Raw genomic sequence first — 18,304 nt, 5'->3', positions numbered from 1 at the left:
CGCGTATCCTCGTGGCTTGCAGGAGGGCAGAGATGGCGCAAGACAACGACCACCAAGACCACGATCACGATCATCACGACCACCCTCACGGCAGCGAATTGTCGCCGCTGGACCTGCGAGTGCGCGCCCTCGAATCGATCCTGGTCGAGAAGGGCTACGTCGATCCGGCCGCCCTCGACACCCTGATCGAGACCTACGAGACCAAGGTCGGGCCGCATAACGGCGCCCGGGTGGTGGCACGGGCCTGGGTCGATCCCGCCTTCAAGGCCCGCCTCCTGGCCGACGGCAGTGCGGCGATGCGCGAGCTCGATGTCGGCGGGCGCGGCGGCGAGCACATGGTGGTGGTCGAGAACACGCCCGAGGAACACAACGTCGTCGTCTGCACGCTCTGCTCCTGCTATCCCTGGCCGGTGCTCGGCCTGCCGCCGGTCTGGTACAAGTCGCCGCCCTACCGCTCCCGCACCGTCATCGATCCGCGCGGGGTGCTCGCCGAATTCGGCACGGTGCTGCCGCCCGAGACCCGGATCCGGGTGTGGGACTCGACCGCGGAGCTGCGCTACATGGTGCTGCCGATGCGCCCGCCCGGCACCGACCGCCTCGACGAAGCGGCGCTGGCCGACCTCGTCACCCGCGATTCGATGATCGGCACCGGGCTTCCCTTGAGCCCCGACCAGGTGGTGCACGCATGAACGGCGGACAGGATCTGGGCGGCATGCAGGGCTTCGGCCCGCTGGGTCTCGAGGCGGACGAGCCCTGGTTCCACGCTCCTTGGGAGAAGCGGGTCTTCGCCATGGCGATGGCGATGGGGCTCACCGGCACCTGGAACCTCGATGCCAGCCGCGCCGCCCGCGAATCGCTGCCGCCCGGCGAGTACCTGACCTCCAGCTATTACCGGATCTGGTTCCGGGCCCTGGAGAAACAGGTCCAGCAGCACGGCCTCGTCGAGGCGGGCGAGCTGGCGGCCGGCGCCGCTCTGACGCCGCCGGCCCCGGTCGCCCGGGTGCTCAAGGCCGAGGAGGTGGCGCCGCTGTTTGCCCGCGGCTTTCCGAGCGACCGCCCGGTGACGAATCCCGCCCGCTTTTCCCCCGGCGACGAGGTGCGGGCGAAAATCGTCAACCCGAAAGGCCATACCCGCCTGCCGCGCTACGTCCGGGGCCGCACCGGCATCGTCGAGCGGGTCCATGGCGGCTTCGTCTTCCCGGATTCCAACGCCGCCTTCGCCGGCGAGGCGCCGCAATGGCTCTACACCGTGCGGTTCTCCGGCATCGAATTGTGGGGCGAGGACGCGGATCCGGGACTCGCCGTCTCGGTCAACGCCTTCGAGAGCTATCTCGAACCGGCCCGGGCGGCGACTGCATGAACCGTCCCCCCGAGCCCCCGGTCTTCGCCGCGCCCTGGGAGGCGCAGACCTTCGCCCTGGTGGTGTCGCTGCACGATGCCGGCCTGTTCACCTGGTCGGACTGGGCGCAGGCGCTGGGCCGGTCCGGCGACCGCCCGGCGGATTACGCCCTGTGGCTCGACACGATCGAGACCCTACTCGCCGAGCGCGGCCTGACCGATGCGGCGGCCCTGGCCGAGCGCCGCGCGGCCTTCGCCCGGGCGGCCGCCGCGACGCCGCACGGCCGGCCGATCCTGCTGGAGAACGATCCGGGAGCGTGACCGCGCGACCGGCCGCGCCCCATGTTGCAACGCAATCGGGCGCTGCCGTAAGCAGGAACGGACCGTAAGGGAACCGTTTCGCGATGATCGATCTCCGCCTCCGCCGCAGCGTGCTCTACATGCCGGGTTCCAACCTGCGCGCCCTCGAGAAGGCGCGCAGCCTCGCGGCCGATGCGCTGATCCTCGACCTCGAGGACGCGGTCGCCCCCGATGCCAAGGACGTGGCGCGCGAGCAGGTCTGCGCCGCGGTGCGCCAGGGCGGCTACGGCGACCGCGAGCTGATCATCCGGGTCAACGCGCCCCAGACCCCCTGGGGCGAGGCCGACCTGCGCGCCGCGATCGAGGCCGGGCCCGACGCGATCCTGATGCCGAAGGTCTCCTCCCCGGCGGTGCTCGAAAACATCGCCGACCGGCTGGAGGCCCTCGATGCGCCGCCCGGCATCAAGATCTGGGCGATGATCGAGACCCCGGCGGCGATCCTCAACATCCAGGCGATCGCGGCGGCGCGGCGCAACCCGGGCACCCGGCTTGCCTGCTTCGTGCTCGGCACCAACGACCTCGCCAAGGACACCTGGACGCAGATCGTGCCCGGCCGGGCCCCGATGATGCCCTGGCTGATGACCGCGCTCGCCGGCGCCCGCGCCGAGGGGCTGACCATCCTCGACGGCGTCTACAACAACTTCTCCGACCTCGACGGCTGCCGCGAGGAATGCGAGCAGGCCCGCATCCTCGGCTTCGACGGCAAGACGCTGATCCATCCGAGCCAGGTGGCTTTGGCCAACGCCGCCTTCGCGCCGACCGAGGACGAGGTCAGGATCGCCCGCACCGTCATCGAGATCTACGAGCGGCCCGAGAACGCCAAGCGCGGCGCGATCCAGATCAACGGCCGCATGTTCGAGCGCCAGCACGTCCCGATGGCCCGCCGCTCGGTGGCCTGGGCCGAGGCGATCGCCGCCAAGGGGCAGTGATCGACGCGCGGGTGACGACGAACCGTCCGGGCTTGACGCCCGGATGGTTGCAGCGCACAAATTGTTGAGGAATCATTAACGCGCGATCCTCGGGGTGATCCCCGAATCTGCACGATGTCCGGCGGCGGCCGGTCGTAGACGTGACGTTCGAAGACTTGACGTTCCGACTGGGCGCCCGTTCGCTTGCCGGCGCCGCTCCCTCGACACCCCGCGACGGAGATGACCCATGCGCTGCGCGCCGCCCGCCTTCGAGACCATCTTCCGCATTCCGGGCGAGCACCGTCTGGAGAGCGCCGGGATGCTCGGCCGCGGCGGCCGGGTGTTCGGGATCTGCTGGTTCCACCAGGAATACGACCGGCTCGACCGTCTGGTGGCGCGCTATGAGACCTACGACGAAATCGGGGCGGACGGCGCCCCGCGCTGCGGCTGGCGCCGTTACGACGAGGCTGGCCGCCTCACCCTCGGGCACGAGGTCGGCATGCGCTGGGCCGCCCTGGTCGAGCGCCTGTCGCGCCGCGAAGCCGAGACGGCGCTCCAGCATCCGCAGGAGCAGGGTGCGGACCTCGTGCCGGCGTAGGAAGCCCCGGCACTGGATCGAGTCTTCCAGAGCCCTGTTTGATGGGCCCACGCAGACATCTCACCCTCCTTGTCATCCCGGGGCCGCGAAAGCGGAACCCGGGATCCATGACCGCTGACGGTGCGGGACAAAGCGGGCTGCGTTCCGCTGCATCTTGGACGGTCAGCGGTTATGGATCCCGGGTTCTCGTCTTCGACGAGCCCCAGGATGACGTCGAGACGTATCGGCATCCATGCCAGATGACTGGCACGACACGTCAAACAGGCTCTCAGCGCGCCGGCTTCTTGGCCGCCTCTCCGGCAGCCGGCGTGATGCTGCCGGTCTGGGTCACCTTGTCCTTCGCCTGGTCGAGGCGCTTGTTGAGGGAGGCGAGATCGCGCTGGGTGGCGGTGAGCTGCGCCTTGGCCTTGTCGCGGGTCGCGCCGAGCTGGGCGATCTCGTCCCGGGTCGCGGCGATCTTGGCCTGGCGGTCGCGCAGCTCGGCGTCGACATCCTGGAACTGCTTGAAGCGCGCGGCGAGCGTGTCGCGCTGACCCTCGACCTCCGCCAGCTGGGCCCGGAGCGCGGCCTTGCCCGACGAGGAGACGGCGTAAGCGCCCCAGCCCGACAGGGTACCGAGGCCGAGGATGCCCGCCGCGACGGCGGCGGGATGGAGGCGAAACCGAAAGGTGCGCATCGGCAATCCTCGTCAGGTACTCGTAGGGCCGCCGCGGCGGCAGAGGATGTCCCGAACCCGGGAACACGATTGCCTGTGAGCATGACGGTTCTTCGTTAACACCGCCTTGCCGCAATTCGTCGTCGAAAACCTTAACGCATCGTGATCCGCCTTACCGCGCAGGCGAGGGTCCTGTCGCCGGACCATTGACTCCCCGTCGTGAGATCTTGTTTGTTAGAGCAAACGCGGCGGCACGGGGACGACACTCTGCGGGAGCACCGACAGGCAGAAATCCTGCACCTTCGAGGGCCGCGTCTGCTCCGACCTCGTCGCGGCGAAAGCCCGCGTGCCGGTCTCCCGGAGAATCGCCACCGCGATCGTGCCGTTCCGTCCCGCGCCGTAGCGCCTCATCACCGGCGGACAAGGCCGTCCCGCGCGCGACCCGTTGACTCTCGCATTGCGTTGCAGCATCGTAATTGCTGCGTCGCACAAATCCTCGCGGGCGGCGCGCGTAGCGACGAGCCTGAGGCCACGCCCATGAGCACCACCCAGAAGCCCTTCGAAATCCCGACCGAGATGCGCGACTTCGCCGAGAAGGGCGTGCAGAACGCCCGCACGGCGTTCGGCACCTTCCTGGGCACCGCCCGCAAGCTCGCCGAGACCGTGCAATCCTCGACCCAGACCTCGCAGACCGGCATGGGCACCGCCGTGGCCCGCGGCTTCGAGTATACCGAGCAGCACGCCTCCGCGACCTTCGACCTCGCCGAGAAGCTCGTGCGCACCCGCGACGTGAAGGAAGCCCTGGAGTTGCAGGGCGAGTACATGCGCAACCAGATGAGCGCGCTGCAGAGCCAGGCGAAGGAATTCGCCACCCTGTCCGAGTCGATCAAGGACGACCTGACCAAGACCCAGGCCAAGGCCTGATTCCCTCCGGGGTGAGGCTCGGCCTCGCCCCGAGACGGTCGAGGACGATCGCGACTGCCGGCCGCCGGAGCGGGGCCGCGCACCCTGCTGACGCTCCCCGGCCAAGGGGATGAGACGATCTCCGGAAATTCCTGTCCGGGCATCGTCTCGCCAGCCCGCGCGGCGTCTGAGCGAAGCCGAAATATGAGACCGGCGGCGCGTCACCTTGGCGCCGCCGACGGCCGCGCGGCCTTGCCCGCGCCGACCTGCCGGTGCCCCGGACGAGCCTGCCGGCGCTCCGGCTTTGCGCGTCCGCCCCCGCATCGGGTGAGGGCGGCCGCCCGCCGGGTGACGCGCCAGGGACGCGCCGCCCGCTATTCCGAGGAGGCCGAGCCTATGACCACGACGCGCCGCATCGACAAGACCCGCAAGCCGCCCCGCCGCCCTCCCGTCCGGACGGCGGCGCGGACGGACGATCCTGCCAAATCCAGCGAGACCACGGCCATGGACACGACACCCGCCGAGGTCGCCGCCGAGCCGCCGATGCCCGAGACCGCCGCTTCCGAGCCGCTCGTGTCCGAGATCCACGCGGCCGAGCCGCACTTGAGCGAGACCGCCGCGGCCGATCCGCTCTTGTCCGGAACCTCCACGGTCGCGATGCTCGCGGCTGAAGGTCCCGTGGCGGCTCCTGTCGTAGCCGACGCGCCCGAGGCCCCGTTCGACGCGGAAGAGCCCGATCAAACCGGCGATGCGCCGATGGCCGAATCCGAGGCGTCGCCGGAGCTTTCGACGGCCGAGACGGAGCCGGCGCCCGTGCACGAGGATCCCGCCGAGGCGCCGGCCGCATTCGCCGAGTTCGTGTCCGAGGAGCCCGAGATCGCAGCGCCGTCAACCGAGGACGCTTCGGTGGAAGCGCCCGCCTTCCAGGAATCGGCGACCTCGGAGCCGGCAGCCCTCGAGACCGAGGCCGCCGAGAGCGAGCCGACCCCGGGGGAGGCGTCGGGCGTCACGGCCCCTGCCTCTTCGGCCGCCGCCGAGCCGGCCGCGGCGCCTGGGCCGTCCGGCCAGGACGAGGTTCCCCTCGCTGCCATGCAGGGCTTCATCGAGATCAACGGACGGCTGGTGGCGTTCTTCCAGGGCGAGAGCCAGGCGGCCCTCGCCTTCTGGAAGGCCGCGCTCGCAGTTCGTTCGCCGAGCGACCTCGCGCAGCTCCAGGCCGCCGAGATGAGCCGCGCCGTCGATGCGGCGCTCGCCTGCTGGACCGACCTCGCCCGCCGGATGGGCCGTCTCCCGGCCTGCACGGCGCCCCGGGCCCGCGCCGCCTGACAACGTGTTACGGGCCGGCGCCCTCCGTGCCGGCCCGGGCTCGCGATTTTTGCAAAACGCAAAGGAGACCGGGATGTTGGACGCTTGGTACGCGACGGCGATGCTCGCCATGGAGTCCCAGAAGGTCATCGAACTGCGCATGGTCAAGATCGCCTGGGGCGGCCTCGCCGGCCAGGTCGAGGCGCAGCGGATGGTGAGCGAGAAGATCGGCGCGGCCCTCGAGGCGACCAGCACCCTGCTCGGCGGCGGCACGCCGGAAGCGGTGATCGACCGCTACCGCGAGCACGTCCGCAACAACGTCGAGCGCCTCTCCGCTCCGGTCAATTGATCGCGCAGAAGCCCGCGCCCGAGCCGAACACCCGGCCGGTCGCGCACCAGGGTCGCAAAGGTGCCGGCGCGGACGACGGCGCCGGAGCGGCCTCGCGAGTTGGGATCGGCGCGGTGGTGCCGGTCGTCATCGGCTCCGGCCCGCCGGCATCGGCCGCCGCCGTGCGCAGCCGCGGCTCCGGACCCAGGGCCGTGCGGGGCTCCGCCGTGACGGCGTGGCTCCGGCTTGTGACGAAGAACACGCCGCCACCGCCGCGCCGGCCCCTCGCCTCCGCGGGCGCCGCTGCCACCAGGATCCCGAGGGCGACCAGCCCGGCCATCAGACCCGCACGCATTCCTGTATCCCCCTCGCGGCCGCAAGCTCCGGCCGGATGCCAGAACCACGATGGGCGTCCGACGTTAACCCGGCATCGCACTCGATCGGTGGCATTCGAGGGATTGGCGCGAAGCGCTGCCGTTTTCCGGCCGGTGCCTCGAAGTGGGGTGAATCGTAGGCTGTCCGATTGATCGCTTGAGGCGATCCTGTCGGATCGCTTTCGCGATGCGGAAAGCGGGCTTCGCCCACGCGCCGCGCGGCATCTCGCGAAGACTTGGACGCCGAGACTTGGACGCCGAGCCTTGGACGCCGAGCCTTGGACGCCGAGCCTTGGACGCCGAGCCTTGGACGCCGAGACTTGGAATGAGCGGTGCTCCGACGCGACAGCAGAGCGGGCCTGGTCACGACCATCTCGTGGTCACGCGACAGCCGCGTTCCGCTCGCGCGCGACGGCGTCACGGACGAGCCCGACCGAGACGGCGCGCGCGCCGGCGAACCACTCGCCCTCGACCACGTCGTGGAACAGGCACCACACCCGACTCGCTCGCGCTGAATCGCAGCCCTCGCCTGTAGCCTCCAGCACGAGATGGGCGACTTCACGGCCGAGTCGGGCCTTGGCGGCGGCGTCGAGCGACCCTGCGGGGCTGGTCACCTCCAGGCGCCAGACAGCTTTGCGGGCGGGTTCGGCACCGACGATCAAGCGGCCCGCCGGGACTTCATGGATGTAGGTCCACGTCACGTTCGCGGCGAAGCGGCTCCCGGCATAGCCCTCCTCGGCATTGACCATGTCCGCGATCCGGCCGGCAAGGGCAGCGAGGTCCGCTTCCGGCAAGGCATCCTGGGGCGCGTACAAGTCGATCATCGGCATCGGCAATCTTCCTCCCACGGTGGCGAATCGACGCCCGCCGCGCTAGGTTCTGATTCGGAACCTAGACCGACCTATCTGAGTTCCCAAATGAAATCCAGCCGAGCGAGGCCATGACAGCGTGTTCATCGTCACCACCCGTCGCGCCCGAGGATTGCTCGCTGGTGCGCGCGCTCGGCGTCGTGGGCGAGCGCTGGACCATGCTGCTGCTGCGCCAGGCCTTTTACGGCGTGCGCCGCTTCGACGACATGCAGGCCCAGCTCGGCACCTCGCGGAAGGTCCTGGCCGACCGGCTCGCCCGCATGGTGGATGACGAGTTGCTCGCCCGCGTGCCCTATCGCGACGGCGCTCAGCGCACCCGTCACGAGTACCGGCTGACCGAGAAGGGGGAGGCCCTGGCGACCGTGCTCGTCGCGCTCATGCAATGGGGAGACCGGCACATGCCCCACCCGGACGGCAGACCGCTCCGGGTCGTGGACCGCGCCACGGGCCAAGAGGTGAGAGCGGCCCTGGTGCGCGAGGACGGCTGGCCCGTCGCGGGGCTGGCCACGCTGTCCGGCGAGGCGTGGCCGGACCGTCCGCGCGCCGCTGCGACGAGCCGCGATCAGGACGGCGCGGTCGAGCTGGCCGGGCGCTGACCCCGGGACCGGAGCGCCCCGTCGGTGATCAGGTCGTCGGCAGTTTCACGCCTTGCGCAGCCACAGGCTGGTTTCGAAGGCGCCGGGCGGCAGGGGGAGCCGCGCCAGGATTCCGTCGAGCGGCCAGCCGGTCCCAACCGCGACGTAGCGGCTGGCGAAGAGCGGGGCGTAGGCGCCGCCCTGAAGCAGCGCGCCGACCAGCAATTGCTCGTTGTAGCCGCGCCAGGCCCATTCGTCGGGATAGGCGTCCGGCAGGAACACGTCGTGCAGGTGCACGATCACGCCCGACCGCAGCCGCGGCAGCACGTCGAGGACGAGCCGGTCGACGTCGGTGCCCGGCATCGCGACGTGGCTCGAATCGATGAACAGCAGGTCGCCGGGTGCGAGCGCGGCCGCGGCCTCCGCATCAGCAGGCCCGAACAGGCGTGCCTCGTGGCGAATGCCGAGGCCGGCGAGCGGCGCGCGGGGCGCCGGGTCGATGCAGGTGATCGCGGTGGCGAGCGCGCCGTCACGGACGCCTTGCGCCAGGAAGCGGGTCGAATGGCCCGAGCCGATCTCGACGATGCGGCAGGGCCTCTCGCGGCGCACCAGGGCATAGGCCGCGGCCGCGTCGAGGCGCGGGAACCAGTCCTGGGTGAAGCGCGCCGGCCGCTCGCCGACGAGATCGGGACCTCCGGCGGCGATGCGGGCGAGGTCCGGTGCATGCGCCTCGATCGCCGCCAGGACCGCCCGGAATTCCGGCTCGGCCCCGGAAAAGATCGGGCGGAGGGCCGGGTAGCCCTCCGCCCGCGCCGCACCGGCATGCCGGTACGGGATCAGGAAACCGCCCGGCCGGATCCCGAGCAGGGTGCTGAGACCGAGCCCGGCGCGGCGCAGGCGGCTCATACCGCCTTGCGCACCTTCACGTCGTGCACCTGCACGTCGCGCAGGTCCGGGGTGATGCCGGGGCCGTCGACCGGCGGCGGCGGCACGGTGCCGGGGGACTTCGCCTTGTTGCGCAGGGCCTCGGCGAGGCGGCCGCGCTCGAACAGCAGAACCACGCCGATCGCCAGGGCGAAGGGCACGAGCAGGTAGAACAGGCGGAAGATCAGGACGGCGGCGAGCACGTCGGTCTTCGGCAGGTCCGGCATCGCCGTGATGAAGACGAGCTCGAACACCCCGATGCCGCCCGGCGCGTTGGAGACCAGGGCCACCGAGAACGAGGCGAGGAACACCGCCAGCACCACGAGGAAGCCCGGATTCCCGGCTTCCGGAAGGGCGAAATAGATGATGCCGGCGGCACCCAGCAGCTCGAGCGGGGCGGCGATCAGCTGGCGACCCATGATGTTGGGGCGCGGATACTCGATCTTGAACGACCGGATGTGCAGCGGCCGGAAGTGCAGGATCGAGCCGATGACGTAGAGGGCAACGAAGCCGAGGAGCCCGAAGCCGACGAGGCGGGCGGTGGTCGGGCTCGCGAGCACGGTCGGCAGGAGGCTCGCCACGCGCTGGAGCAGCTCGGGCTCGAGCACCAGCACCAGGCCGCCGAGGAACGCCGTGCCGAGGCCGAAGGTGAAGGAGCAGAGCGCCACCAGCACCGCCACCTGGGCGGGCGAGAGGCCCTTCGACGTGTAGGCGCGGTAGCGCACCACGGCGCCGGAGAACACCGAGGCGCCGATATTGTGCGACAGCGCGTAGGTGGTGAAGGAGCAGACCGAGACGAAGAGCCAGGAGATGCCCTTCACCCCGAGATGCAGGAGCGCGATCCGGTCGTACCAGGCCAGAGCGGCATAGGCCACGAGGGTCGAGCCGACGGCGAGCGCGTAGCGGTGCGGCGGGATCGCCGCCAGGCTCGCCTTCACGTCGGCGAAGGACAGGCCCTTCAGCAGGTGCCACAGCAGATAGACGGAGACCACGACGGCCCCGAGGCCGACGACCGGCCAGATGAAATCCTTGATCTTCTTCATCGCGGTCCCGTCGCGTCCCCGTTCTCGCGCGCGCTTCTGCCCGACCCTGCGGGCGACCGCAAGGACGGCCCCGCGCCGGCGGCCCCTCCTTTCATGAGATCGTGACGGTTTCGTGCCGAGTCCGCGGCGCAAGCGGCCTTCAGGCGCCGCGCCGGTCGAGCCAGTCGAGGAGAAGGCGGGTGACGCCCTCCGAGCCGAGATCGAGCTGGAGGAAATGGGCGATGTTCGGCACGGTGCGGTGCTCGGCGCCGTGGTAGAGCGCGGTGCGCCACGTCGTCGCCGGCCAGATCATGCGGTCGTCGGCGCCGCCGAGCACCAGGGCCGGCACGCCCGCGAAGGCCGCCGAGAGCGGCAGGGCCGGCCAATGCGCCTCGGCGAGGGCCACCGGGCTCTCGGCCGACATCCGGCCGGCATAGTTCTGCGCCCGCTCCAGCGGCAGGCCTTCCGAGAACAGCCAGTGCCGGGCGAGCGCCACCGCCGGCTCGCGGCCGGGCAGAAGCGAGCCCGCCAGCGCCTCGACCCAGAACCCCGCATCGGTCATCGCGATGCGCGGGCCGACGACGCCGAGGCCTTCCGGCGGCAGGGACGCCATCAGCACCAGGGCGCGCAACGGCACCCGGCCGAGGAGGCGCTGCGCCAGGAGCCCGCCGAGGGAATGCCCGATCAGCACCGGCGGCTCGCCCCACTGCGCGAGCGCCAGGGCCACGTCGGCGACGTAATCGGTCAGCGTGGCATTGCGCAGGTCGCGCCCGCCCTCGCTGCGGCCGTGGCCGCGCAGGCTCAAAGCCGCGGCGCGGCGGCCGCGCCGGGCGAGGTGGGGCAGAAAGATCTCCTCGAACATCCAGGCGCCGCCGAAGGCGCCGTGCACGAACAGGAGCGGCGCGCCGCGGGGCTCGCCGGCGGGCTGCGCCTCGATCCATTCGAGGGCCGGGCCGTCGCGGCGCTCGATCAGGCGGCGCGACACCTGGGCACGCGGCTCGGTGACGACGGTGAAGCGGCGCCGGTCCCGCGCATGGGCGTCGTGCATGATCGTGCCTCTCGAACGGTCCGGCGGGTCGCGACAGGACACGCGATCGGTGGAATCTAACGGTCACGCCCCGCCCGGACAGGTACCCGAACGGCGAAGACCCCGCATCGCGACAGAGTCGCATGGGAAAGCTTGACACAAGGGAAACGGGCCGGCCCCCTCGCGCTACGCTTGTGCCGACAGGAGGCGAAACCGCCGTGAGCGAACATCCGACCGACGAGCAGCCCTTGCGCCTCGACGGGCACACCCCGATCCCGCCGACCCATGTCGCCGCCGTCGTGACCTACCTGGAGATGCGGGAGCCCCCTCCCCCACGGTCGCGGGAGCCCGAGCCCGAGCCCTTGCCGCTCGCCGCGATCGGCACGGACATCGCCCGCTACCGGGCGCTCTACGCCGCCATCGGCACGCCCTGGCTGTGGTTCGGCCGCGCGGGGATGAGCGACGACGCGCTCCTGGCCATCCTGGGCGACCCGGAGGTCGAGGCCCTGGCCCTCGTCGAGGACGGGCGCGACATCGGCCTGCTCGAACTCGACCGGCGGCAGCCCGGCGAGGTGGAACTCGTCTATTTCGGCCTCGTGCCGGATTCGGTCGGGCAGGGTCGCGGGCGGCGCCTGATGGACGAGGCCCTGACCCGCGCCTTCGCGCGCCCGATCCGGCGGTTCTGGGTGCATACCTGCACCTTCGACCATCCGGGCGCGGTCGATTTCTACCGGCGCTCGGGCTTTCGCCCCTATGCGCGGGCAATCGAGGTGGCGCCGGATCCGCGGCTCACCGGTGCCCTGCCCCGCATGGCTGCCGGGCAGATCCCGTTGCTGGCGGAATGATGCGTCAGGCCCGGGCGCGGCCGAGCCCGATGGCGTCCATGCTGGCCTGGTCGCGGGCATTCTCGGCGGCGCGCTCGCCCGAGCGCTCGCGGTCGTCGAGGATCTCGACCTTCTTCAGTTCCTCGAACGCCTCGGCGAGAGCCGCCTTGGCCGCGGCGAGCTGGACGTCGAGCTCCTCGGCCGAGCGACGGATGTTGTCGCGGCGCTGGGCGGCGGCGCGGGCATAGGTCGGGTAGGCGAAATGGGCCGGATCGGAGATCCCGGCCCGCTGCTCCTCCTGGCCGATCTCACGGTCGAGATCGGCGGCCATACGGGCGAAATCGGCGATCATCGCCTCGATTTGCGCGACCTTGCGGCGCTTCTCGTCGGCCTGGAAGCGGCGCAGCCGGATGAGCGTGTCCCGCGACTTCATTGTACTCCACTCCAGCCAGCGGCATGCGGCCGAGCGTCCGACCGCCACGCGCCGTCACGCGGCCGCGGTAGCGGACCGCGCGACCGGCCCTCACGCCCCGCCGACGATCGCGGCGAGACGTTCGTAACCCTCGCGGATGGAGGTTGCTTCTTCCTTACCCTGCCCCAGAAAAGCCTCCAGATCCGGCATCAGGCCGATCGCCTCGTCGACCTCCGGCGAGCTGCCGGGCCGGTAGGCGCCCAGGCGGATCAGCTCCTCCATGTCCGCATAGGTCGAGAGGACCCGGCGGGCGCGGCGCACGGTGGGCAGGTAGTCGGGGTCGCAGGCCCGCGGCATGGTGCGGGAGACCGAGCGCAGCACGTTGATCGCCGGGTAGCGCCCGCGCTCGGCGATGGCGCGCTCCATCACGATGTGCCCGTCGAGGATGCCGCGGACCGCGTCGGCCACCGGCTCGTTGTGGTCGTCGCCCTCGACCAGCACGGTGAAGAGGCCGGTGATCGCCCCGTCCCCGGTCCCGGGTCCGGCCCGCTCCAGCAGGCGCGGCAATTCGGAGAAGACGGTGGGGGTGTAGCCCTTGGCGGTCGGCGGCTCCCCGGCGGCAAGGCCGATGTCGCGCTGGGCCATGGCGAAGCGGGTGATCGAATCGACCATGCACAGAACCTGCGCGCCCTCGTCGCGAAAATACTCGGCCAGCGCGAAGGTGACGTAGGCGGCGTTGCGGCGCATCAGCACCGGCTCGTCGGAGGTGGCCACCACCACCACCGAGCGGGCCAGCCCCTCCTCCCCGAGATCGTCCTGGAGGAATTCCTGCACCTCGCGGCCGCGCTCGCCGACGAGGCCGATCACCGCGACGTCGGCGGCGGTGTAGCGCGCCAGCATCGAGAGCAGCACCGACTTGCCGACGCCGGAGCCGGCGAAGATGCCCATGCGCTGGCCGGCGCACATCGTGAGAAACGTGTTGATGCAGCGCACCCCGAGATCGAGGGGCGGCCCGACCCGGCGCCTGGCATGGGCGGGCGGCGGATCGGCCTGGAGGCCGTAAGGAGCGGGTCCGGGCGGCAGCGGCCCCTTGCCGTCGATCGGGCGGCCGAGCGCGTCGACGACGCGGCCGAGCCAGGCCCGGCTCGGCCGGATCGCCCCCGCCCCTTCCGCCCGCACCCGGGCCGGGCAGCCCCGCCGCACCCCCTGGAGCGAGCCGAACGGCATGGCCAGCGCGTGGGCGCCGGAGAAGCCGATGATCTCGCAGGGCACGGCGGCGCCCGCGGCCTCGTTCACCACGACATCGAGCCGGCCGCCCAGCCGCATGGCGGCCACCGGGCCGGCGACCTCGATCAGGAGGCCGCGCACCGCCACGACCCGCCCGAAGGTTTCGACCTCCTCCACCCCGGCGAGCGCCGCGCGGGCGGCGTCGAAGCGCCCTCCCCCCGTCATACCCCCTCTCCCGGCACCATCCTGTTGATACGAGGCGGTTTCCCGAACCGTGACGCTGCCATTGCCGGATTCCATCAACGATCCATTTACCCCTCTCCTTAACACTGAGGCAGATGGGATCCGCGTCCGCTGCCCGGAGGTTCTCCGGTGGCGTGGCGCGGGGGCAACATCACGGGCAGGCCTCAATGATGCGAGTCATTTAGGCGGCTCGCCGGGAGCGGGATGCAGGTATGCTGCCGCGATTCGGCCGGAACGGAACGCCAACCCGCAAGGGGCCGGACCGTCAGCGGTTTCCTAACCGCTTGCGGGACCGGAGCAGGGTTTGTTAACCGTTCGGGCCTAGCGTCGCGGTTCGGAAGATAACGGGCGTCCCCCACGGGCCGGTGGGAGACGGGCGGCGGGGGCTTGCCTTAACCCTTGAGGGCCAGGGCTTGGGGACCTGAGATGCGGGTACTTCTGATCGAGGACGACAGCGCCACGGCGCAGAGCATCGAGTTGATGCTCAAGTCCGAGAACTTCAACACCTACACGACCGACCTCGGCGAGGAGGGTGTCGATCTCGGAAAGCTGTACGATTACGACATCATCCTGCTCGACCTGAACCTGCCCGACATGTCGGGCTACGAGGTTCTGCGCTCGCTGCGGGTGGCGAAGGTCAAGACCCCGATCCTGATCCTCTCCGGCATGGCCGGGATCGAGGACAAGGTGAAGGGCCTCGGCTTCGGTGCCGATGATTACCTCACCAAACCTTTCCACAAAGATGAACTGGTCGCGAGAATCCACGCGATCGTGCGCCGGTCGAAGGGCCACGCGCAGTCGGTGATCACCACCGGCGACCTGATCGTGAACCTCGACCAGAAGACGGTCGAGGTGTCGGGCGCCCGGGTGCATCTCACCGGCAAGGAGTACCAGATGCTGGAGCTCCTCAGCCTGCGCAAGGGCACCACCCTGACCAAGGAGATGTTCCTGAACCATCTCTACGGCGGCATGGACGAGCCCGAGCTGAAGATCATCGACGTGTTCATCTGCAAGCTTCGCAAGAAGCTCGCGAATGCCAGCCAGGGCAAGAACTACATCGAGACGGTCTGGGGCCGCGGCTACGTGCTGCGCGAGCCGGCCGAGGAAGAGGACCGCATCGCGGTCTGACGACCGGGCCCCTTTCGGGTCCGGACGGACGAAAGAACCCCGCTCCGGCGGGGTTTTTTCGTTGGCGGCGGAGAGGGGGAAACGAGGGCTGGATCGGCGGCCCTGAGCGTCATGGGCGCCCGGCAGGCACGATCCCTTTTTGAAGGCCGCCCGGCTTTACGCCCGGCGCGCGGAACGGCGCTCTGCCGGAGCGGAAAAACACAGCCACGACCGACAGGCGGCGCAGGATCGAGCACGGCCGGCCTTGCGCCTGGTTCATTCTTTCGGAGCCTGTCGGAGTGGCAAAGCCAGCATCTCGATAGGAATTCTTCGTCCCACCCTCGACCTCATCCTGAGGTGCAACTGAACGGAGCCTCGAAGGAGGGCTCCAGATGACACTGTATTCCCTGGAGCCCTCCTTCGAGGTCAATCGATTTTCAATCGACCAACACCTCAGGATGAGGTCGAGGGTGGGACAGAGCAGGTCCAACAGTCAAACAGCTACTCGGAGCCTGCTCGATCGGTCCCCACGCATTCTGAACCCACCGTGTCATACCAACGGCCCACGATGCTGACGCATCGATTCGATCTCGGGCAGGCCCGAGATCGACGGGACCGTCGACCCATCTCGAATTTTCGACACCAAGCCGAGAAGTCCGGGACCCCGGGCTTGGCGTTAATTCGAGACTTGGCGAAAATTCGAGACCGGAACCAAAGGTCGTTTTCAACGACCGTTGGTATCATTCCGGGCTCGGCTTGCGCGGCCCTCGAATGATGCGTTGAATGTGAGTTCAGGGCGAGTCAAACAGCTGCCGATGTCATTTTCGGGATGTCGGGCCCCGGGCAATGGGGGCGTTGCCCGGGATAGGCGGCATCTTCCCCTCCCCGCCTTGCGCAGGGCTGTGGCAGCGCTTGGGTCGGAGCCTTGCTCCACCTTTTTCATGGGGATGACAGAGCCGCCGTCCCGGGCGGCGGGACCGACGCCTCTCATGCGCCGATCAGCCGGGTCGTGGCACCCGCAAAGGCGGGCGCCGGAGCCTTCAGCGCGTCGCCCAGCGCAGGCCGGCCATCGCTGCGGCGGCCGTCGGCACGCTCGGGGTCGCAAGACTCGCGGTCGAAAGGCTCGGGGCCGCAACGCCCGGGCTCGCCGCCGCCTTGGCGTGGCGGTAGAGGCCGCGATGCTCGGGATCCGGCATCAGCGACTCGGTGATGCCGATCACCGTCTCGGCGGCGCCGAGCAGCACCGCGCCGTCGGGGGCGAGCTGGTCGGCGATGCGGCGCAGCACGTCGGCCTTGGTCGCCGTGTCGAAGTAGATCAGCACGTTGCGGCAATAGACGATGTCGAAGGTGCCGAGCTGTTCGAACGGCTGCAGCAGGTTGAGCGGCCGGAAATCGACCATCTGGCGCAACGGTTCGGCGATCCGCCACTGCTCGCCCACCTGGGTGAAGTGCTTGAGCATCAATTGCACGGGCAGGCCGCGCTGGACCTCGAACTGGTTGTAGAGGCCGAGCTTGGCCTTTTCCAGCACCTCGGTCGAGAGGTCGGTGGCGACGATCTCGACCCGCCAGCCGGCGAGCCGGGCGGCTGCCTCGGCGAGCATCATCGCCAGGGAATACGGCTCCTGGCCGGTCGAGGCGGCAGCGCACCAGATCCGCAGGCGGCGCTGGTTCGCCCGGGCCGTCAGCGCCCCGGGCAGCAGCACGTCGCGAAACAGGTCGAACGGCGTGCGGTCGCGGAAGAAGAAGGTCTCGTTGGTCGTCATCGCCTCGACGACCGCCCGTTCGATGGCAGAGTCGCGGGCAAGCCGCAGGCAGCCGACCAGCTCGGGGAGCCCCGCGAGGTTGAAGCGCCGGCAGACCGGCGACAGGCGGCTCTCGACCAGGTAGCGCTTCTCCGCCGTCAGGGCGAGGCCGGACCGCTGCTTGAGGTAGAGGCGGAGGAAATCGAACTCGGTTTCGGTCATCGGCGCGGCATCCTCCCCGGGATCCGTGGCAGGGTGCGCATCAGTGGCCACTCATTCCAGCACCTGGGCCACCGAGGGCGGTGCGCAGGGCCGGACCGATCGCCGCCAGCGGCAGGATCTCGTGGGCGTAGCCGGCCTTCACCAGGCTGCCGGGCATGCCCCAGACGGTCGAGCTCGCCTCGTCCTGGGCGAGCATGATGCCGCCGGCCTCGACGAGTGCCTTGGCGCCCTTGGTGCCGTCCGAGCCCATGCCGGTGAGGATCACCGACAGGGTGGCGGCGCCGTAGACCTCGGCCGCGTCGCGGAACATCACGTCGACCGCCGGGCGGCAGAAATTCACCGGCGGACCGTCGTTGAGCTGGATCACCGCATCGTTGGCGGTGCCGGACAGGCCCATGTGGCGCCCGCCGGGGGCGACGTAGACGATGCCGGGACGCACCGGCTCGCCGTGCTTGGCTTCCGCCGCCGGCAGGCCGATCCGGGCGCCGAGGTGCTCGGCGAAGACGGCGGTGAAGACCGGGGGCATGTGCTGGACGATGAGGATCGGGACGCGCCGCAGGGTCGCGGCGCCGATGCCCTCGAGCACCTCCCCCACCGCCCGCGGTCCGCCGGTCGAGGCGCCGACGAGCAGGCAGCGCGGCGGGCTGGTCCGCAGGGGACGCGGGCGCACGACCGCCGGGGCGGCGGCCGCAGCCGGGCGCGGCGCCGGAGCGGGCGCGGCGATCGCGGCCGGGCGCTCGGGCAGGCCCGCCGGGCCGGGCCGCTCGGAGAAGGCCGCCGGCCGGGCGCGGGGCCGGTTGCGCAGGTCGGCCCCGAGCATCCGGATCTTCTGGACCAGGTCCTCGCGGAAGCTCGCCTGGGTGGTGACGCCGCGGTTGCCCTCGGGCTTGGGCAGGTAGTCGATGGCGCCGAGCGCCAGGCAGCGGAGCGAGATCTCCGCGTTGCGCTGGGTCAGGGTCGACATCATCACGACCTGGAGCCCGGGCCGCTTGGCCAGCATCTTGGGCAGGGCCTGGGTGCCGTCGAGTTCCGGCATCTCGATGTCGAGGAGCACGATGTCGGGCTGGACCCGGTCGAGGGCGTCGAGCGCGATGCGGCCGTTCGAGGCGGTGCCGACGATCTCGCAGCCGGCCTCCTCGAGCCAACGCGAGACCAGGCCGCGGACCACGACGGAATCGTCGGCGACGAGGACGCGGATGCGCGGACCGGCGCTCGGGGACGGGGTGGAGGGCGCGGCGGATGCGGCCATGGCGTGTCTCGGTCGGCGCGCCGCGGGGCGGGCCAGGGGGATCGGGCCCCGGTGCAAGGCCGGGGCGTCTCGGGGCGTCGGATCGATGGCAC

Annotated in this window: 21 protein-coding genes; 11 read left to right on the top strand and 10 right to left on the bottom strand. The window is 70.6% G+C overall.

From position 1 onward, the window contains the following. Window positions 1-32 precede the first annotated feature (32 nt). The 5 genes from nthA (at window position 33) to HBB12_RS25310 (ending at window position 3,204) form a co-directional block, all read left to right on the top strand. Window positions 33-689 (top strand): nitrile hydratase subunit alpha, encoded by a 657-nt coding sequence (gene nthA / locus HBB12_RS25330; RefSeq protein WP_236991908.1) that lies wholly within the window; start codon window positions 33-35, stop codon window positions 687-689. Beyond that, a complete protein-coding gene (nthB, locus tag HBB12_RS25325) occupies window positions 686-1,360 on the top strand; it encodes a nitrile hydratase subunit beta (protein WP_236991907.1) in 675 nt (224 codons plus the stop codon). Before nthA ends, nthB begins: the two co-directional genes overlap by 4 nt. Then, complete coding sequence (locus HBB12_RS25320; protein WP_236991906.1) at window positions 1,357-1,659, top strand: nitrile hydratase accessory protein; 303 nt, start codon at window positions 1,357-1,359, stop codon at window positions 1,657-1,659. The genes nthB and HBB12_RS25320 overlap by 4 nt, the downstream gene beginning before the upstream one ends. 83 nt (window positions 1,660-1,742) lie before the next feature. Beyond that, window positions 1,743-2,627, top strand: coding sequence for an HpcH/HpaI aldolase/citrate lyase family protein (locus tag HBB12_RS25315; RefSeq protein WP_236991905.1), 885 nt, complete (start codon window positions 1,743-1,745; stop codon window positions 2,625-2,627). A 226-nt stretch (window positions 2,628-2,853) separates the two neighbouring features. Then, complete coding sequence (locus tag HBB12_RS25310; RefSeq protein WP_236991904.1) at window positions 2,854-3,204, top strand: hypothetical protein; 351 nt, start codon at window positions 2,854-2,856, stop codon at window positions 3,202-3,204. Window positions 3,205-3,472: 268 nt separating this feature from the next. Here HBB12_RS25310 and HBB12_RS25305 read toward each other — a convergent pair whose 3' ends face one another. Beyond that, the gene (locus tag HBB12_RS25305) at window positions 3,473-3,880 is read right to left on the bottom strand and encodes a hypothetical protein (RefSeq protein ID WP_236991903.1); all 408 of its coding nucleotides are present in this window, start codon (window positions 3,878-3,880) and stop codon (window positions 3,473-3,475) included. 516 nt (window positions 3,881-4,396) lie between these two features. On the opposite strand from HBB12_RS25305, the gene HBB12_RS25300 reads away from it, so the two are divergent. The 3 genes from HBB12_RS25300 (at window position 4,397) to HBB12_RS25290 (ending at window position 6,416) form a co-directional block, all read left to right on the top strand. Next, a complete protein-coding gene (locus HBB12_RS25300; protein WP_236991902.1) occupies window positions 4,397-4,783 on the top strand; it encodes a phasin in 387 nt (128 codons plus the stop codon). 375 nt (window positions 4,784-5,158) lie between these two features. Further along, entirely contained in the window at window positions 5,159-6,088 is a 930-nt protein-coding gene (locus HBB12_RS25295; protein WP_236991901.1) for a phasin family protein, read from the top strand. A 73-nt stretch (window positions 6,089-6,161) separates the two neighbouring features. Beyond that, window positions 6,162-6,416, top strand: coding sequence for a hypothetical protein (locus HBB12_RS25290; protein ID WP_236991900.1), 255 nt, complete (start codon window positions 6,162-6,164; stop codon window positions 6,414-6,416). On the opposite strand, the gene HBB12_RS25285 is transcribed toward HBB12_RS25290, so the two are convergent. Next, entirely contained in the window at window positions 6,409-6,750 is a 342-nt protein-coding gene (locus HBB12_RS25285; protein WP_236991899.1) for a hypothetical protein, read from the bottom strand. The two genes, HBB12_RS25290 and HBB12_RS25285, sit on opposite strands and share 8 nt — an antisense overlap. 399 nt (window positions 6,751-7,149) lie before the next feature. Further along, window positions 7,150-7,599 carry a tautomerase family protein gene (locus HBB12_RS25280; RefSeq protein ID WP_236991898.1) on the bottom strand — a complete coding sequence of 150 codons (450 nt, stop codon included), beginning with the start codon at window positions 7,597-7,599 and terminating at the stop codon, window positions 7,150-7,152. A 110-nt stretch (window positions 7,600-7,709) separates the two neighbouring features. Here HBB12_RS25280 and HBB12_RS25275 point away from each other — a divergent pair, with 110 nt between their 5' ends. Further along, on the top strand, window positions 7,710-8,234 hold the full coding sequence (locus HBB12_RS25275; protein WP_236991897.1) for a winged helix-turn-helix transcriptional regulator: 525 nt from the start codon (window positions 7,710-7,712) through the stop codon (window positions 8,232-8,234). Between the two features lie 45 nt (window positions 8,235-8,279). Here the strand turns inward: HBB12_RS25275 and HBB12_RS25270 are convergent, their stop codons facing one another. The 3 genes from HBB12_RS25270 to HBB12_RS25260 form a co-directional block, all read right to left on the bottom strand. Continuing rightward, the gene (locus tag HBB12_RS25270) at window positions 8,280-9,119 is read right to left on the bottom strand and encodes a class I SAM-dependent methyltransferase (protein WP_236991896.1); all 840 of its coding nucleotides are present in this window, start codon (window positions 9,117-9,119) and stop codon (window positions 8,280-8,282) included. Beyond that, complete coding sequence (locus HBB12_RS25265; protein WP_236991895.1) at window positions 9,116-10,180, bottom strand: lysylphosphatidylglycerol synthase domain-containing protein; 1,065 nt, start codon at window positions 10,178-10,180, stop codon at window positions 9,116-9,118. Before HBB12_RS25265 ends, HBB12_RS25270 begins: the two co-directional genes overlap by 4 nt. A gap of 139 nt (window positions 10,181-10,319) precedes the next feature. Then, the gene (locus HBB12_RS25260; protein ID WP_236991894.1) at window positions 10,320-11,207 is read right to left on the bottom strand and encodes an alpha/beta fold hydrolase; all 888 of its coding nucleotides are present in this window, start codon (window positions 11,205-11,207) and stop codon (window positions 10,320-10,322) included. 197 nt (window positions 11,208-11,404) lie between these two features. On the opposite strand from HBB12_RS25260, the gene HBB12_RS25255 reads away from it, so the two are divergent. Beyond that, entirely contained in the window at window positions 11,405-12,031 is a 627-nt protein-coding gene (locus HBB12_RS25255; RefSeq protein WP_236991893.1) for a GNAT family N-acetyltransferase, read from the top strand. Between the two features lie 4 nt (window positions 12,032-12,035). On the opposite strand, the gene fliJ is transcribed toward HBB12_RS25255, so the two are convergent. Together fliJ and fliI are read right to left on the bottom strand one after the other, a co-directional pair. Beyond that, window positions 12,036-12,443, bottom strand: coding sequence for a flagellar export protein FliJ (gene fliJ / locus HBB12_RS25250; protein WP_203156663.1), 408 nt, complete (start codon window positions 12,441-12,443; stop codon window positions 12,036-12,038). Between the two features lie 90 nt (window positions 12,444-12,533). Further along, entirely contained in the window at window positions 12,534-13,874 is a 1,341-nt protein-coding gene (gene fliI, locus HBB12_RS25245; protein ID WP_236991892.1) for a flagellar protein export ATPase FliI, read from the bottom strand. Window positions 13,875-14,318: 444 nt separating this feature from the next. Between fliI and ctrA the strand changes: the two genes are divergently transcribed. Further along, on the top strand, window positions 14,319-15,020 hold the full coding sequence (ctrA, locus tag HBB12_RS25240; RefSeq protein ID WP_203156662.1) for a response regulator transcription factor CtrA: 702 nt from the start codon (window positions 14,319-14,321) through the stop codon (window positions 15,018-15,020). Window positions 15,021-16,039: 1,019 nt separating this feature from the next. Here the strand turns inward: ctrA and HBB12_RS25235 are convergent. Continuing rightward, window positions 16,040-16,963, bottom strand: coding sequence for a CheR family methyltransferase (locus tag HBB12_RS25235; protein WP_236991891.1), 924 nt, complete (start codon window positions 16,961-16,963; stop codon window positions 16,040-16,042). Between the two features lie 40 nt (window positions 16,964-17,003). Further along, window positions 17,004-18,212 (bottom strand): protein-glutamate methylesterase/protein-glutamine glutaminase, encoded by a 1,209-nt coding sequence (gene cheB, locus HBB12_RS25230; RefSeq protein WP_236991890.1) that lies wholly within the window; start codon window positions 18,210-18,212, stop codon window positions 17,004-17,006. Window positions 18,213-18,304 lie beyond the last annotated feature (92 nt).

Origin of the sequence: Methylobacterium sp. SyP6R (assembly GCF_019216885.1) — a bacterium.
Classification (GTDB): Bacteria; Pseudomonadota; Alphaproteobacteria; order Rhizobiales; family Beijerinckiaceae; genus Methylobacterium.
This window is presented reverse-complemented; position numbering and strand designations above follow the sequence as displayed.

What these genes read in the sequence shown, in the direction of transcription:
- HBB12_RS25265 (WP_236991895.1), bottom strand. Translation starts at nt 10,180, where the DNA reads ATGAAGAAGATCAAGGATTTCATCTGGCCGGTCGTCGGCCTCGGGGCC.
- HBB12_RS25285 (WP_236991899.1), bottom strand. Translation starts at nt 6,750, where the DNA reads ATGCGTGCGGGTCTGATGGCCGGGCTGGTCGCCCTCGGGATCCTGGTG.
- nthA (WP_236991908.1), top strand. Translation starts at nt 33, where the DNA reads ATGGCGCAAGACAACGACCACCAAGACCACGATCACGATCATCACGAC.
- HBB12_RS25290 (WP_236991900.1), top strand. Translation starts at nt 6,162, where the DNA reads ATGTTGGACGCTTGGTACGCGACGGCGATGCTCGCCATGGAGTCCCAG.
- fliI (WP_236991892.1), bottom strand. Translation starts at nt 13,874, where the DNA reads ATGACGGGGGGAGGGCGCTTCGACGCCGCCCGCGCGGCGCTCGCCGGG.
- HBB12_RS25295 (WP_236991901.1), top strand. Translation starts at nt 5,159, where the DNA reads ATGACCACGACGCGCCGCATCGACAAGACCCGCAAGCCGCCCCGCCGC.
- HBB12_RS25305 (WP_236991903.1), bottom strand. Translation starts at nt 3,880, where the DNA reads ATGCGCACCTTTCGGTTTCGCCTCCATCCCGCCGCCGTCGCGGCGGGC.
- HBB12_RS25235 (WP_236991891.1), bottom strand. Translation starts at nt 16,963, where the DNA reads ATGACCGAAACCGAGTTCGATTTCCTCCGCCTCTACCTCAAGCAGCGG.
- fliJ (WP_203156663.1), bottom strand. Translation starts at nt 12,443, where the DNA reads ATGAAGTCGCGGGACACGCTCATCCGGCTGCGCCGCTTCCAGGCCGAC.
- HBB12_RS25260 (WP_236991894.1), bottom strand. Translation starts at nt 11,207, where the DNA reads ATGCACGACGCCCATGCGCGGGACCGGCGCCGCTTCACCGTCGTCACC.
- cheB (WP_236991890.1), bottom strand. Translation starts at nt 18,212, where the DNA reads ATGGCCGCATCCGCCGCGCCCTCCACCCCGTCCCCGAGCGCCGGTCCG.
- HBB12_RS25315 (WP_236991905.1), top strand. Translation starts at nt 1,743, where the DNA reads ATGATCGATCTCCGCCTCCGCCGCAGCGTGCTCTACATGCCGGGTTCC.
- ctrA (WP_203156662.1), top strand. Translation starts at nt 14,319, where the DNA reads ATGCGGGTACTTCTGATCGAGGACGACAGCGCCACGGCGCAGAGCATC.
- HBB12_RS25270 (WP_236991896.1), bottom strand. Translation starts at nt 9,119, where the DNA reads ATGAGCCGCCTGCGCCGCGCCGGGCTCGGTCTCAGCACCCTGCTCGGG.
- nthB (WP_236991907.1), top strand. Translation starts at nt 686, where the DNA reads ATGAACGGCGGACAGGATCTGGGCGGCATGCAGGGCTTCGGCCCGCTG.
- HBB12_RS25300 (WP_236991902.1), top strand. Translation starts at nt 4,397, where the DNA reads ATGAGCACCACCCAGAAGCCCTTCGAAATCCCGACCGAGATGCGCGAC.
- HBB12_RS25275 (WP_236991897.1), top strand. Translation starts at nt 7,710, where the DNA reads ATGACAGCGTGTTCATCGTCACCACCCGTCGCGCCCGAGGATTGCTCG.
- HBB12_RS25310 (WP_236991904.1), top strand. Translation starts at nt 2,854, where the DNA reads ATGCGCTGCGCGCCGCCCGCCTTCGAGACCATCTTCCGCATTCCGGGC.
- HBB12_RS25280 (WP_236991898.1), bottom strand. Translation starts at nt 7,599, where the DNA reads ATGCCGATGATCGACTTGTACGCGCCCCAGGATGCCTTGCCGGAAGCG.
- HBB12_RS25320 (WP_236991906.1), top strand. Translation starts at nt 1,357, where the DNA reads ATGAACCGTCCCCCCGAGCCCCCGGTCTTCGCCGCGCCCTGGGAGGCG.